At 47.2% G+C, this 14,994-nt stretch carries 14 protein-coding genes; 4 read left to right on the forward strand and 10 right to left on the reverse strand.

Annotation, left to right across the window (positions count from 1 at the left end; all coding sequences use genetic code 11):
* Nucleotides 1-139 precede the first annotated feature (139 nt).
* The 3 genes from dnaG to rpsU all read right to left on the reverse strand — a co-directional run bounded on the left by dnaG (nucleotide 140) and on the right by rpsU (nucleotide 2,871).
* On the reverse strand, nucleotides 140-2,071 hold the full coding sequence (dnaG, locus tag Pas1_RS07565; RefSeq protein ID WP_112294939.1) for a DNA primase: 1,932 nt from the start codon (nucleotides 2,069-2,071) through the stop codon (nucleotides 140-142).
* Nucleotides 2,072-2,076: 5 nt separating this feature from the next.
* Nucleotides 2,077-2,523: a GatB/YqeY domain-containing protein gene (locus tag Pas1_RS07570; protein ID WP_112208467.1), complete on the reverse strand. Its 447-nt coding sequence runs from the start codon at nucleotides 2,521-2,523 to the stop codon at nucleotides 2,077-2,079.
* 135 nt (nucleotides 2,524-2,658) lie between these two features.
* Nucleotides 2,659-2,871 carry a 30S ribosomal protein S21 gene (rpsU, locus tag Pas1_RS07575; protein ID WP_011903537.1) on the reverse strand — a complete coding sequence of 71 codons (213 nt, stop codon included), beginning with the start codon at nucleotides 2,869-2,871 and terminating at the stop codon, nucleotides 2,659-2,661.
* A gap of 76 nt (nucleotides 2,872-2,947) precedes the next feature.
* Here rpsU and tsaD point away from each other — a divergent pair, with 76 nt between their 5' ends.
* Entirely contained in the window at nucleotides 2,948-4,012 is a 1,065-nt protein-coding gene (gene tsaD / locus Pas1_RS07580; RefSeq protein WP_112294940.1) for a tRNA (adenosine(37)-N6)-threonylcarbamoyltransferase complex transferase subunit TsaD, read from the forward strand.
* A 4-nt stretch (nucleotides 4,013-4,016) separates the two neighbouring features.
* On the opposite strand, the gene folE2 is transcribed toward tsaD, so the two are convergent.
* From folE2 to xseB, 4 genes are read right to left on the reverse strand one after another with little or no spacing between them, the layout of a single operon-like run.
* Nucleotides 4,017-4,844 carry a GTP cyclohydrolase FolE2 gene (gene folE2, locus Pas1_RS07585; RefSeq protein WP_112294941.1) on the reverse strand — a complete coding sequence of 276 codons (828 nt, stop codon included), beginning with the start codon at nucleotides 4,842-4,844 and terminating at the stop codon, nucleotides 4,017-4,019.
* 25 nt (nucleotides 4,845-4,869) lie between these two features.
* Complete coding sequence (dxs, locus tag Pas1_RS07590; protein WP_112294942.1) at nucleotides 4,870-6,774, reverse strand: 1-deoxy-D-xylulose-5-phosphate synthase; 1,905 nt, start codon at nucleotides 6,772-6,774, stop codon at nucleotides 4,870-4,872.
* Between the two features lie 25 nt (nucleotides 6,775-6,799).
* Nucleotides 6,800-7,690 carry a polyprenyl synthetase family protein gene (locus tag Pas1_RS07595; protein WP_112205061.1) on the reverse strand — a complete coding sequence of 297 codons (891 nt, stop codon included), beginning with the start codon at nucleotides 7,688-7,690 and terminating at the stop codon, nucleotides 6,800-6,802.
* A 22-nt stretch (nucleotides 7,691-7,712) separates the two neighbouring features.
* Nucleotides 7,713-7,946 carry an exodeoxyribonuclease VII small subunit gene (gene xseB, locus Pas1_RS07600; RefSeq protein ID WP_112205062.1) on the reverse strand — a complete coding sequence of 78 codons (234 nt, stop codon included), beginning with the start codon at nucleotides 7,944-7,946 and terminating at the stop codon, nucleotides 7,713-7,715.
* Between the two features lie 161 nt (nucleotides 7,947-8,107).
* Here xseB and Pas1_RS07605 point away from each other — a divergent pair, with 161 nt between their 5' ends.
* Both Pas1_RS07605 and Pas1_RS07610 read left to right on the forward strand, forming a co-directional pair.
* On the forward strand, nucleotides 8,108-9,214 hold the full coding sequence (locus Pas1_RS07605) for an aromatic ring-hydroxylating oxygenase subunit alpha (protein ID WP_112208471.1): 1,107 nt from the start codon (nucleotides 8,108-8,110) through the stop codon (nucleotides 9,212-9,214).
* A 42-nt stretch (nucleotides 9,215-9,256) separates the two neighbouring features.
* Complete coding sequence (locus tag Pas1_RS07610) at nucleotides 9,257-10,087, forward strand: sulfurtransferase (RefSeq protein ID WP_112205065.1); 831 nt, start codon at nucleotides 9,257-9,259, stop codon at nucleotides 10,085-10,087.
* A gap of 6 nt (nucleotides 10,088-10,093) precedes the next feature.
* On the opposite strand, the gene Pas1_RS07615 is transcribed toward Pas1_RS07610, so the two are convergent.
* The 3 genes from Pas1_RS07615 to polA are packed head-to-tail and all read right to left on the reverse strand — an operon-like array spanning nucleotide 10,094 to nucleotide 14,496.
* Nucleotides 10,094-10,867, reverse strand: a complete 774-nt coding sequence (locus Pas1_RS07615; RefSeq protein WP_112205067.1) for a ZIP family metal transporter — start codon at nucleotides 10,865-10,867, stop codon at nucleotides 10,094-10,096.
* A gap of 3 nt (nucleotides 10,868-10,870) precedes the next feature.
* Nucleotides 10,871-11,746, reverse strand: a complete 876-nt coding sequence (locus Pas1_RS07620; RefSeq protein WP_112294943.1) for a dienelactone hydrolase family protein — start codon at nucleotides 11,744-11,746, stop codon at nucleotides 10,871-10,873.
* Nucleotides 11,746-14,496 (reverse strand): DNA polymerase I, encoded by a 2,751-nt coding sequence (gene polA, locus Pas1_RS07625; RefSeq protein WP_112294944.1) that lies wholly within the window; start codon nucleotides 14,494-14,496, stop codon nucleotides 11,746-11,748. The genes Pas1_RS07620 and polA overlap by 1 nt, the downstream gene beginning before the upstream one ends.
* Before the next feature lie 84 nt (nucleotides 14,497-14,580).
* Between polA and Pas1_RS07630 the strand changes: the two genes are divergently transcribed.
* Nucleotides 14,581-14,991: a hypothetical protein gene (locus Pas1_RS07630; protein ID WP_112209358.1), complete on the forward strand. Its 411-nt coding sequence runs from the start codon at nucleotides 14,581-14,583 to the stop codon at nucleotides 14,989-14,991.
* Nucleotides 14,992-14,994: the final 3 nt, after the last annotated feature.

Raw genomic sequence — 14,994 nt, forward strand, 5'->3', positions numbered from 1 at the left:
ACTTGCCCCAAATTTCATCAAAATAATGCGCAAGTGACTGAATTAAATCGGTTTTTTCCTGGGAATAGAGGATTATAGTCGATTACGACATTTTTACCCCCACTCCTCAGCAAAATAAAGGGGGAATTTCAGAAAATTCTTATGAGAATTTCAGTTTTTCGCCCAATTCTCGATAACGAGCTCGGTCCTGCTCTGTAGCGCTGCTATCAGATAGCTTTTTGGTGATTTCAGTCATTTCCTTTTTGAGCTGATTTGTCTGCAGCTTTTTAAAAGCACCCTCAAGATCTGCGCTAGCACCAGCCAGATCTAAATCGGACTCCATGACCCGTTTGCGCAATACCTCATATAGAGGTGCCAATTCACTCTGCGCTAATTGCTCTTGAAACATCGCGAATGCCCCGGCGCCCACTTCGCCAGTCCCACCACTCTCACTAGGGATCAGTTCGACACTGTCGCATTGAGTCAAGAGGTCTCGCATCATGCTCATTGCATTCGATGAGCGCTGTTCTGCCGCTTCAATTGCTAAAGTGCGCTGACTTGAATCCAATGCTTTGCCTAAATGCGGAAACTGCAAAACTACTCGCAGAATTTGTTCGGCTAAATCGGTTGGCGCTTGGGGTGGAGGAATATTTTGCGCCACTCTTTTGGAGGCACCCTTACCTGCTTGCCATGGCGCACCTTGCATGCGATTGGGGAAGTTACCTTGCTCGGTACGTGGTTGTACTCTGCTCTGCGAAGAAGGTGCTGCAGAAATGGCTGTCAATCCGCAGAAGGCTTCTAACTCTGCAGGTGAAGTGTTTGTCCGAATAGCCAGCTCGCGCAAGATTTGTGTGCGTAAGGCGATTGGTGGCATCGAGAGTAATAGGGGTTTGGCAGCATGATGCGTTTGCGCTCTACCTTCAGGAGTAGTGAGATTGTGATCTTCACTAACAACCCTAAAGAAAAAAGTGGAAAGCGATGCAGCCTCTTTAATGACTTTCTCGAAAGCAGGCGCCCCATAGGCACGTACATAACTATCAGGATCATGTTCGGTTGGTAAAAATAAGAAACGAATCTCTTTATCATCGGACATCAAAGGTAAACAAGCCTCAAGCGCTCTTTGAGCAGCGCGTTGACCTGCAGAGTCTCCATCAAAAGAAAATACGACACGATCGGTTTGACGTAGCAACATACGAACGTGATTTGCGGTACACGCCGTACCCAGTGTTGCTACCGCATTTGGGAATCCTAGCTGTGCAAGTGCCACAACATCCATATACCCCTCACAGACCAATACGTACTCTTGTGCACGAATTGCCTGGCGGGCTTCAAACAAACCATAGAGCGTATTACCTTTTGAAAACAAAGGAGTCTCTGGCGAGTTGAGGTATTTGGGTTCGCCTTGATCGAGAATGCGCCCTCCAAATCCAATCACTTGGCCTTTTGGATTGCGAATCGGGAACATGATGCGATCTCGAAAGCGATCATAGCGACGCACTGTTTGGTTGCCTTCACTTGCCTCACTCTGAATTAACAAGCCCCCTTCTAATAAAGTCTTGGCTACTTCATCATTGCTATAGGGGCCAAAGACCGCCTCTAATCCTTGCCAACCATCGGGCGCATAACCTAATGAATAGCGCTTAGCAATCTCGCCAGTCAAACCACGGCCTTTGAGATAGTCAATGGCGCGAGGAGCATTCTTGAGCTGAGCGCGATACCAATCCGCTGCAGAACTCATCACCTCACTTAAAGCCATCGCCTGCTGCTGGCGCGCCACATCTTGCATAGTCCGTTCCTCACGCGGGACTGTGAGTCCAGCAGAGCGTGCTAGGTCTTCAATTGCGTCTACATAACCAAGGCCTGAATATTCCATCAGGAAACTAATCGCAGAGCCATGCGCTCCGCAACCAAAGCAGTGATAGAACTGTTTATTAGGTGAAACAGAAAATGAAGGGGATTTCTCTTGATGAAAGGGGCACAAACCTTGGTAGTTTGCGCCAGCCTTTTTCAGCTTTACATGCTGTCCAACCACATCAATGATGTCAACCCGATTTAAAAGATCGGCAATGAAAGATTGAGGGATGAGCGCCATGAAACTTACTTTGCGAGAGCAGCCTTAACTAAACCAGAGACTTTGCCCATATCTGCTTTACCTGCTAACTGAGGCTTGAGTATCCCAATCACCTTGCCCATATCTTGTGGGCCAGATGCGCCGCTGGCAGTCACTGCCGCCGATACTGCAGCACCAATCTCCGCATCAGATAATTGCTCGGGTAGGTAGTCTTGCAAAATGATCATCTCTGCTTGCTCTACTGCTACCAGATCATCGCGCCCAGCTTTCGCAAATTGCTCGATGGAGTCTTTACGCTGCTTGATGAGTTTCTCAACAATCGCTAGAACGCCTGCGTCATCCACCACCACACGCTCATCCACCTCACGCTGTTTAATAGCTGCCAATAATAAGCGGATGGTTCCAAGACGCGTCACTTCTTTGGCGCGCATGGCGGTTTTCATATCTTCGGTAATTTGGTCTTTGAGGCTCATAAATAAGTCCGTTAAATGGAAATGAATTCTTATCGTAAATGCTCTGGTATTAAAAATGCAAAAACCCGCTGCGTTTCACCGTCAGCGGGTTCAAAGCCTCTCGGTGAAGAGAGCTTTAGTATTCTGAAAAGCTGCTTAGTAGAGCTTCTTAGGCAACATTTGGCTGCGAATACGCTTGTAATGGCGTTTGGCAGCGGCAGCTTTTTTACGCTTGCGCTCAGCTGTTGGCTTCTCGTAAAACTCGCGTGCGCGCAAGTCTGTCAAGAGGCCGTTTTTCTCAATGGTGCGTTTGAAACGGCGTAAAGCCACTTCAAATGGTTCGTTTTCGCGAAGGCGGACTGTAGTCATACTGGTTTAACTCGTATATGCTCGAAAAATATCGAAAATTAACTGAATCACGGATTCTAGCACGACCAGGCCAAAAATGATTGTTTTAGGGATAGAAAGCTCTTGTGACGAGACCGGGGTGGCTTTATACAACACTGCCCCCTGGGAAAGCGGCCAACCTGCCTCCTTAGGTATTTTGGGGCAAGGACTGCACTCCCAAGTCGCTATGCATCGAGATTATGGGGGTGTTGTCCCAGAATTGGCTTCCCGAGACCATATTCGTCGGGTTTTACCCCTTTTAGACCAAAGCTTAACCGAGGCTAGCCTCAAGTTAGGTGATATCGATGCGGTTGCCTATACCCAAGGCCCAGGCTTGGCAGGCGCCCTTTTAGTCGGTAGCGCCTTTGCAAAATCTTTAGCCCAAGGACTCAAGATTCCAACGATCGGAGTGCATCACCTTGAGGGGCATCTCCTTTCCCCGCTCTTGGGCCCATCGGCGCCCCAATTTCCCTTTGTTGCCCTACTGGTTTCAGGAGGACACACCCAACTGATGTTGGTAAAAGATATTGGGCAATACGAACTACTCGGAGAAACTGTTGATGACGCTGCGGGCGAAGCATTTGATAAAACCGCCAAACTCTTGGGCTTAGATTATCCCGGTGGAGCTGCTCTTTCTGCGCTCGCAGAAAAAGGGCAAACAGGTCGCTTTGATTTACCTAGACCAATGCTGCACTCTGGAGATTTTGATTTTTCTTTCTCGGGACTCAAGACTGCAGTGCTAAATCAAGTCAAACAATTCGAAGCAAAGCACATCACTAATGCGGATGAAGTTGCACAATTTCATGCGGATCTTGCACGAGGTTTTGTTGAGGCCCTGGTTGCTGTGCTACTGCGCAAATCCGAAAAAGCAATTGAGCAAACGGGTTGTCAAGATTTAGTCTTAGCTGGTGGCGTTGCTGCAAACAAGCAACTCAGAAATGCGCTTAATGCGAGTGCACTCAAGCATGGCTTTTCAGTTCACTACCCACCAATAGCACTGTGTACGGATAACGGTGTCATGATTGCATTTGCAGGGGCACTGCGCATGCTGCAAAAAAATAATGCAGCAACTCAATCCGGATCGTTTGATGTCAAGCCCCGCTGGGACTTAGTAAACGCTTAGAGCCTTACTTCGTCAGACTAATTTTGGCGTAGGCACTGTGATTGTGAATCGATTCAAAGTTCTCAGCCTCAACCACTAAAGATTGGATGCGCTGATCTTGTTGTAAGCGTCCAGCCACATCACGTACCAAGTCTTCGACAAACTTTGGATTGCTATAAGAATGTTCGGTAACCCACTTTTCATCAGGGCGCTTGAGTAAACCCCACAACTCACTTGAGGCTTCGCTCTCTGCGGCAGAGACCAAATCCTCAACAGTCATTTTGGTTTGAGGATCCAGTACCACTGACATCGTAACGTGCGAACGTTGATTATGGGCACCAAATTCAGAAATCTCTTTTGAACAAGGGCACAGACTCATAACGGGAACAACTGCACGCAAATGCAACTGGGCTTCAAGAGTGCCACTTACATTCTGACGAGCCTGGGCTGTCCAAGTCACTTCATAGTCCATCAGACTCTCAACTCCTGATACGGGAGCAGACTTCTTAACGAAGTGTGTGTAAGTAAATTGCACACTACCTTCGGTCGCATTAAGCAATGGCAACATCTCACGAACCAGGGTCACTGCAGTAGTGCTGTCGACTGCAGCCTCTTGCTTTTGCAAGAGTGCAATAAAGCGGGACATATGCGTGCCTTTAACATGCGCCGGTAAAGCTACATTCATCTCAAATGTACCTACTGATGGAAAGCTACCGGCCTTACTGCGTACAGTTAAAGGATGGCGCACTCCGCGGATGCCAACTTGTTCGATAGCCAGAGCCCGCTCATCCCGAGTCGACTGCACATCGGGCATGCTTTGGGGTTTCAAAAAGGCGGCGTTTAAATCATTCATAAGGATATTTTCGGATAAAACCGAATTATTTGCCGATTGCTGCCCAATTCACAGGCAGGACCGCAGAAAAGCGCTCATGAATTGACTTCAGAATACCCTCAGCATTCAGACCACAATTAGCCATTAAGAGCTTGTAATCGCCATGTTCAATAAAGCTATCTGGCAATCCCAACTGCAATAGAGGTCTATTTAGCCCCATTGCTGCAAGGGCTTCTAAGCAAGAACTTCCGGCCCCGCCCTGAATTACGCCATCTTCAATGGTGACAAAGTAATCGTGATCTTGAGCCAAGGTTTTTAACAACTCGACATCGAGCGGTTTCACAAAACGCATATTTGCAACAGTGGCATTAAGCTGTTCACCTACCTCAAGCGCAGGATAAAGCAAGGTGCCAAAAGCCAAGATGGCTATCCGTTGACCTGATGCTGCAGAAGATTTACGACGAAGCTCTGCTTTACCGAAAGGGACTGTGCGCAATTCTTTTGAGGGAGTTGCACCAACACCTGCACCTCGCGGATAACGCACTGCGCTAGGATGATTCTGGTGATAAGCCGTAGTTAATAGATCACGACACTCAGCCTCATCACTTGGCGTCATGATCAACATATTGGGAATACAGCGTAAGAAGGCAATATCGTATGAGCCGGCATGGGTTGCGCCATCTGCCCCAACTAAACCGGCGCGATCCAAAGCAAATAGAATTGGCAGATCCTGAATAGCCACATCGTGGATCAATTGATCGTAGGCACGCTGTAAGAAAGTCGAGTAAATCGCAACAACCGGCTTCATACCTTCGCAAGCCATGCCTGCTGCAAACGTGACTGCATGTTGTTCAGCAATTCCAACGTCGTAATAACGATTTGGAAATTGTTTTTCAAACTCAACTAAGCCAGAGCCCTCTCGCATTGCCGGCGTAATACCAATCAGCAAGGGATCGGCATTTGCCATATCACATAGCCACTCACCAAAGACCTGAGTAAACGTTTTGTTAGCTGGGGCAGTTGGCTTTTTAACACCCTCATCCGGATTAAATTTGCTCGGGCCGTGATACAAGACCGGGTCCGCTTCTGCTAATTCATAGCCCTGCCCTTTGCGAGTAACCACATGTAAGAACTGTGGGCCACGCCCTTCGATAGCCAAGCGTCGCACGTTCTGTAGCATAGGCACCAAGGCGTCGAGATCATGTCCATCGATAGGGCCAAAATAGTTGAAACCAAATTCTTGAAAAATGGTTGAGGGTGAAACCATACCCTTGGCATGATCCTCTAAACGCTTGGCAAACTCTCGCAGTGGTGGTGCAATCGAAAGTACGCTATCAATTCCTTTTTTAGTAGCAGAGTAAATATTGCCACTAAGCAGTCTTGCCAAGTGACGATTGAGAGCACCTACTGCTGGTGAGATCGACATGTCGTTGTCATTCAGAATCACCACTAACGGCAAATCGTCATAGACGCCTGCGTTATTCATTGCTTCGAAAGCCATACCACCGGTCATTGCACTATCACCAATCACTGCTACTGCTACTTGATGCTCGCCAAGCGTTTGAAAAGCACGGGCCATACCCATCGCTGCAGAGATGCTCGTTGATGAATGGCCAGTACCAAAAGCATCGTATTCACTTTCAGAGCGACGTGGAAAACCTGCCAAGCCATCGAATTGACGCAAGGTTTTCATCTGCTCGCGACGACCTGTCAAAATCTTATGGGGATAACTTTGATGCCCCACATCCCACACAATCCGATCTGCCGGTGTGTCAAATACGTAATGCAAAGCGATGGACAATTCCACCGTTCCCAAGTTGGATGAAAGATGCCCGCCGGTTTGAGAGACGGAATCCAATACAAACTGACGCAACTCATCTGCCAATGCCGGTAACTCGTCGCGGGAAAGTTTTTTTAAGTCTGCGGGGCTGTGAATGGAATCTAAAGTCATTGGGTCATAAATAGATGATGGTTCTTTACTTGCCTCGATTGACCATCAAAAGCGCTAACTCTTTTAATGCCAACGCTTTACTGCCAAAACTAGCTAGGCTCGCGATTGCCTCGACCTGAAGCTCTTGAGCCTGTTTACGTGCGTAGTCTAAACCCATCAAGCTCACATAGGTTGGTTTGTCTTGGGCAGCGTCTTTGCCAGCCGTTTTCCCGAGGGTCTGGCTATCACTAGTCACATCCAAGACATCATCGATGATCTGAAAGGCTAAGCCCAGCTTTTGAGAGTAATTTTGTAAATGCATCATTTGTGCCTGACTGAGATGGGATGCAATTCCGCCCATTTGGACTGCACACGATAACAATGCACCGGTTTTCATGGCGTGCATTTGCTGCAAACCCGACAAGTCTAATTTCTTACCAACATTCTCTAAATCAATCGCCTGACCACCAGCCATTCCTCTTGAACCAGATGCTGCAGCAAGTACGCTAATCATTGAGAGACGCACTTCAGCAGAACAATCAGCAAGCGCTAGGATTTCAAAAGCACGGGTTTGAAGAGCGTCGCCAACTAAGAGTGCAGTTGCTTCATCAAATGCTTTATGCACAGTGGGTCGACCACGTCGCAAATCATCATCATCCATGCAAGGCAAATCATCATGCACCAATGAATATGCATGAATACATTCAATTGCGGTGGCAGCTGCATCTAATGTTGCAGGACTCGCATCACCCAATTCACCAGCGGCATAAACCAAAAGTGGACGAATACGTTTACCTCCACCTTGGGCGGCATAACGCATTGCTTGATGTAAACGTGTAGGAATAGTCGCCTCTGCATCAAGCAAAGCATCTAATGCTTGCTCACTGCGCTGTGTATGACTGGCTAGCCATTCTGGAAATGAAATAAATTCGCTCATGGTGAACTACTTAGAGTGCAAGCTAAGCCTCGAAGACTCTCACTTGTTGTTCAACCTGGGCCAATACCGCTTGGCAATGTTTGAGCAAAGCAGCACCCCGTTGATAAGCCAACAAGGTCTCTTCCAATGAAAACTTACCCGATTCCATGTCAGAAATCAGCTTCTCAAGCTCTTTAACGGCTTGCTCATATCGCAAATTTGGGTCAATTTGAACCTCTAGGCCAGTGCCTGAGCTCTCGGGTTTTTTAGATGCCATATGCTGACTTTCTCTGGATTTTCATACGAATAGCCCTATATATTAAAGCGATATGGGGTCTAGATGGGTATAATCATTCCCTTCCTTTCCAATATCGATACGTCGATGGTTGGATTGGTTATTCCGCTTAGCTTCGGCTGACGTTTTCGGGGGTGGGGAGAATGACTAATCTGGCTACCGTGCAGAAGCTTGCACCGTCCAATCTACAACTGCCGGTTTCGGCATATTTTGACGTTGATTTATACCAACGCGAAATTGAACTGCTGTTTAAGCAGGGGCCGAGTTATGTCGGTCACGAACTCATGGTTCCTGAAAAAGGATCCTATCGCACACTTGCCGCTGAGAACGAAGGTCGTCTTTTGGTGCGCAATGAATCTGGTGTCGAATTACTTTCTAACGTATGCCGTCATCGTCAAGCACTTATGCTCAATGGCAGCGGACAAGTCGAGAACATTGTTTGCCCATTACATCGTTGGACCTATGACTTAAATGGTCAGCTCTTGGGCGCTCCTCACTTTGAAGATAAGCCCTGCCTTAATCTAGGTAAGTCTCCATTACAAAACTGGCAGGGACTTCTGTTTGAAGGTCCTCGTGATGTTTGTAAAGATCTCGCCACTCTTGGTGTTGCTGATGATCTTAAATTTGATGGTTACGTTTTAGATCATGTTGAAGTGCATGACTGCAATTACAACTGGAAGACATTTATCGAAGTCTATCTAGAGGACTACCATGTCGAGCCATTCCACCCAGGTTTAGGCAAGTTTGTTTCTTGCGAAGACTTGCATTGGGAATTTGGTGACTGGCATAGCGTACAAACTGTGGGCATTCATAAGAACCTAGAAAAACCCGGTTCAAGCACTTACCAACATTGGCATGATGCGGTCTTACGTCAATTTAATGGCAAAACCCCTCGACATGGCGCCATTTGGCTAACCTACTACCCCAATGTCATGGTTGAGTGGTATCCAGGCGTGCTCTGCGTTTCCACTCTCCATCCTATGGGTCCTCATAAAACGCGCAATATTGTGGAGTTTTATTACCCCGAAGAAATTGCTTTGTTCGAACGTGAGTTTGTTGAAGCTGAGCGCGCTGCTTATATGGAAACCTGCATAGAAGATGATGAAATTGCTGAGCGCATGGATGCAGGTCGCGCAGCCCTGTTAGCTCGGGGTATCAATCAGGTCGGCCCTTACCAGAGCCCAATGGAAGATGGTATGCAGCACTTCCATGAGTGGTATCGACGGGTCATGCAGTTTTCTGACATCTAACAATGCTTTAATTGGAAATCTCTCTTAAAGACAGGCTTACCAATGAATCCACTCATCACCGCTAATCAGCTAGAAGAAATTATCAATAGTGGCGAAGATGTTTTGATCTGTGACTGCCGCTTTGATTTAGCTAAGCCAGAAGCAGGCAAAGCAGCTTATTTAGAAAACCACATTCCTGGGGCCATCTATGTCGATCTCGACCATGATTTATCTGGCCAGAAAAGCGGCAAAAATGGTCGACACCCTCTGCCCTTGCCAGAAGATTGGGCTAAAACTAAAACACGCTTAGGGATGGATAACAATACCTTGGTTGTTGCCTATGACAATCAGGGCTCCATCTTTGCGAGTCGCCTGTGGTGGATGCTAAAAGCAACAGGCCATGCCAATGTCAGGGTGCTTGATGGCGGACTCGATGCCTGGAGCGGTCCGATTGGTAAAACCCCACGTCAACCAATTGCCTGCTCTCGTCTACTCGATCCGATGCCATATGTTGGACTCGTATTGCTTGAAGAAGTGCTTGAAAATCTTCAAACCCATCAAAACAAAATAGTGGATGCAAGAGCAAACGATCGCTTTCATGGTGAGAATGAAACGCTTGATCCCATCGGCGGCCATATTCCTGGGGCCCTCAATCATTGCTATAAAGAAAATCTTTCCGGAAAACTTTTTAAAACTCGTGAACAGCTCTATCAAGAGTTTGTGAATTTACTTGGTACTACCAAAACCGCAGAAGTGATTCATCAATGTGGATCTGGTGTAACTGCCTGCCACAATCTACTAGCGATGGAGGTTGCTGGTTTAAAGGGTGCTCGCTTATATGCAGGCAGCTGGAGCGAATGGTGTGCCGATCCAAGCCGCCCTGTAGAGCGTTAATCGTAACTAAGACGCTTGCGACAAGAGCAGGACAAAACCAACCCCGCAAGCAATCAATACAGTTTGGCGTAATGACTCAGCCCAATGTGGGCGACGGTGCATTTGCGGAATGAGGTCACTTACCGCAATATAAATAAAGCTACTTGATGCAATCACCAATAAGTAAGGCATCATTGCATGCGCTTTTTCTAAAAAGAAATACGCCAACACACCGCCAAGTACAGCTGATAATCCGCAGAGCAAGTTATAGAGTAAGGCGCGCCCTTTAGAAAATCCTGCATTGAGTAGCACCATAAAATCGCCAATCTCTTGAGGGATTTCGTGAGCAATGATGGCAATTGCAGTAAAGATGCCTACCTCATAGTTAGCCATAAAGGCGGCAGCTATTAACACGCCATCTACAAAATTATGTAAGCCATCGCCAACTAAAATCATCCAACCGCTTCGACCAGCTACTTCTGCATCGTGACCATGATGATGTTCATGTCCATCACCTTCATGATGGTGACTGTGGCGTAGCAGAGCAATTTTTTCTAATAAGAAAAATCCCAACAACCCGGCTAACAAAGTACCAAATAAAATTTGTGGTTTGGTATCCGGAAAGCTAAAGGCCTCTGGAAGAGAGTGGAGTAAGGCGGTTGCTAACAAAATACCAACCGAGACGCTGACCATGTTGTCGACCATCTTCGAGAGCAGTCCCAAAGAAAAACTCGCGGCAATCAAGACACTCACCACTCCAGCAAGAATGGTGACTAGCAGAATGTTTTGAAGTATTGACACTACCTAAATGACTCCGTTTTTCTTGAACCAAGCTAGACATTTAGCCCAACCATCTTTAGCAGGGCCTTCACGATACGATTCGCGGTAGTCTGCGTGAAATGCATGGGGTGTATCAGGATAAACCACGATCACAGATTCTTTAGCCGCCAGATTGGTAGGCGCTGCTTTTGCTAATGCCGCTCGCATTTGCTCGACACTCTCCAATGAAATTCCGGTATCAGCTCCGCCGTACAAGCCGAGCACAGGGGCATGTAATTGCGCAGCAATATCTACAGGGTGCAATGGATTGCCTGGGGTTTTGTCACCAATCAAGCGTCCGTACCAAGCTACGCCGGCTCTGACTTGTGGCAAGGTCGCAGCCAACCAGGTAATACGACCACCCCAGCAGAATCCAGTCACCCCAACCCGTTTCAGGTCGCCACCATTTTTGCCAGCCCAAGCAATTGTGGCCTTGAGATCAGCAATCACCTGATCATCAGGCGTTTTAGAAATGATGTTGGTAAAAATCTCGGCAATGCTGCCATAGTTATTGGGATCTCCGGCACGCGTAAAGAAATCTGGCGCGATGGCAAGATAACCGAGCTTTGCGAAACGTCTAGCAACATCAGCAATGTGCTCGTGAACGCCAAAGATTTCACTTACTACAATAATGACTGGTAGGGATATTTTAGTATTTTGTGGACGCGCAACATAGATTGGCAGCTGATAGTCACCCATCTGAATATTTTGCTCACCAGCCTCAAGCCCAACAAAATCGGTTTTGATTGCGGCAGCCATCACTGGCATAGATGCTGGGGCAAAGCCGACGCCCATAGCACCCGCAGTCAGTGCTGAAGTTTTCAAGAAAGTTCTTCGATTTAAGGGTGTATTTGATTTCATTAATGCGCCTCCTCCCAGTTATCACCAACCCCAATACTAACCACTAATGGGACTTTAAGCTGTGCAACCTGACACATCAGACCGGGCAACTTCGCTTGCAAGAGCTCAATCTCATCTAGGGGAACATCAAATACCAATTCATCATGGACTTGTAAGAGCATCTTCGTTTTCAACTGTTCTTTTTCTATCCAATTCTCGACTGCAATCATTGCCAACTTAATTAAATCTGCTGCGGTTCCTTGCATCGGAGCATTAATCGCAGCTCGCTCCGCACCCTGCCGACGAGGGCCAGTAGATTTAATCTCTGGTAACCAAAGGCGTCTACCAAAAACGGTTTCGACATAACCCCTATCGCGAGCCTCTAGACGAGTTCTCTCCATGTATTGAGCCACACCAGGGTAGCGCTCAAAATACTTAGCGATGTAATTCTGGGCTGCCCCTCTTTCAATTCCTAGATTACCTGCCAGACCAAATGCGCTCATGCCGTAGATCAAGCCAAAATTAATGACTTTGGCATAACGACGCTGCTCAGAACTCACCTCTGCCAAGGGAATCCCAAAGATCTCAGCAGCAGTTGCTTGGTGGACATCCTTACCCGCAGCAAATGCTTCAAGTAGATTGGCATCTTCAGCAATATGCGCCATGATGCGTAACTCAATTTGTGAATAGTCCGCTGAAAGCAATTTGCATCCGGGTGCAGGAATAAAAGCCTCCCGAATCCGTCGTCCCTCTTCAGTTCGCACCGGAATATTTTGTAAATTGGGCTCGCTCGATGCCAAGCGGCCAGTGACTGCGACTGCTTGAGAAAAATTGGTATGTACTCGTCCTGTTTGAGGATCAGCCATCCTGGGTAACTTCTCGATATAAGTCGACATCAATTTGGCGAGACTGCGGTAATCCAAAATACGAGCAGGTAATGGATAGTCTTCTGCTAGTTTTTGTAGAACTTCCTCATCGGTTGAGGGGCTCCCGGATGGAGTCTTTTTGATGACTGGCAACTCTAGTTGCCCAAATAAGATTTCTGCAATTTGTTTTGGTGACTGAATATTAAAAGGCTGACCAGCCAACTGATGAATCTCACCTTCTAAAGCTAGTAAGCGTTTACCAATCTCTTGGCCCTGCTTCGCAAGCAAGGCTGAATCTATCCGAATACCATTACGCTCCATGATGCCGAGGACGCGCATTGCTGGCATCTCAATCTTTTCATAGATATACAACAAGCCGGGGTTAGCCTGAATTTGGGGCCATAAAGCCAAATGCAATCGCAGGGTGATATCCGCATCTTCAGCGGCGTACTCAGTGGCGGTTTGTAAATCAACCTGATCAAAGCCAATTTGATGAACACCTTTGCCGCACACTTCTTCGTACTTAATCGTTTTCATGCCTAGATGACGATCAGCTAAGCTGTCCATATTGTGTGGCATATGAGACTCGAGCACATAAGATTCGAGCAAGGTATCGAACTCTACACCCTGCAGAGTGATGCCATAGTTTGCAAAAATATGGGCGTCATACTTTAAGTTCTGACCCACCTTATAGTGCGTTTTACTTTCCAACCATGGCTTGAGTCGATCCAAGACATCATCGCGTTTTAATTGCTCGGGTGCATTAAGGTGTCCAACCGGAATGTAGCAGGCCTCACCTGAAGTGACTGACAAGGAAATCCCCACCAACTGGGCAGCAAGCGCATCTAAACTGGTGGTCTCTGTATCTACAGCGGTGAGGCTAGCCTCCTGAATTTTCTGAATCCATTTATCCAGGCTAGCTTCATCCAAAATGCACTCATAGTTTTTTTCGACAGCGCTCTGCATTGCACCCGCTTCTGCCGATGGCGAAGTGGTCGCCTGTAAGACTGCAAAATTTGTTGAAGCTGCTTGAGCTTGACTACTGCCTTGTTCGACTTCGCGTAACCAAGTTTTAAATGCATAGCGCTCAAATAATTCACGCAGTAGCTGACTATCTTCTGGTTTGGCATGAAGCTCATCCAAGCTCGGCACATGAGACGATAAATCGCAATCGGTCTTTACTGTAATCAGTTGGCGTGCTTGAGGCAACCAATTGAGGGCAGCACGTAAATTTTCACCCACGACACCTTTAACTTGATCTGCATTGGCCATCAAGTTGTCGAGGTCGCCAAATTCGGCTAACCATTTATTCGCCGTCTTTGGCCCTGCTTTAGGAACACCAGGGACGTTATCCACTGTATCGCCGATGATGCTTAAATAATCTACGATGCGTTCAGGTGGCACGCCAAACTTGGCAATTACTCCATCAATGTCCAAACGCTCATCAGTCATAGTGTTGATTAAGCTGACAGAGGAATTGACGAGCTGAGCCAAATCTTTATCTCCAGTCGAGATGATGGTTTTCCAACCCGCCTGACTGGCCTGGCAAGCCAAGGTGCCAATCACGTCATCAGCCTCTACCCCTGAAACCACCAAAACTGGCCAACCCAAAGCCTTGACCAGCGCATGAATAGGCTCGATTTGTTTCACTAAATCTTCGGGCATAGGAGAACGATGCGCCTTGTACTCGGAGTACATCTCGTCTCGGAAGGTCTTGCCTTTGGCATCAAAAATACAGGCAATATGGTCCGCCTGGATCTCTGAGCGAGCCCGGCGCATCATATTGACCATGCCGTATATCGCCCCAGTAGGGTCGCCAGCACCATTTCTGAGGTCTGGCATGGCATGGAAGGCACGATAGAGGTAGCTTGAGCCGTCTATCAATAAGAGTCTATGTTTAGTCATACCGCAATCGTACAATCTAGTGGTGAACTACCTACAAGTCTGGTGAATCGAATACTAGGCGGTAGGCTTAAAAAGGTGAAAATCATGCACGCTATTAGTTACTTATTTAGCCATACTTTGAGCTATGCCCTTACTTTATTGAGCTTTTTTGTAGTCTTTGCTACTTTTGGGATCAGCTCCAGCTTGGCGCAATCGACAAGTCAAGCGCTCAGCCCTTCGGAACTCGAAATGATTAATAATCAGCCGATTGCTAAGTCATCGAGCGCTTCAGAGAGCACAAATACCTCTGTCCAACGCAAACCAAGCTATCAATATACCGATAAGAATGGCACCCAAATCACAGAATATAAAGATGCGAATAGCCCTACTCAGGTTCAGGTAAAAACCCGTTTAACTACCTATGACATGTCACCACCAGACTCCGTCATGCCCGGCCCTCCCTCAGGAGATAGTGGTTTACTCAGCGTACCCAGTATTAGTATTCCACTACGCTAATTC

This window comes from Polynucleobacter paneuropaeus (assembly GCF_003261235.1).
GTDB classification, from domain to species: Bacteria; Pseudomonadota; Gammaproteobacteria; order Burkholderiales; family Burkholderiaceae; genus Polynucleobacter; species Polynucleobacter paneuropaeus.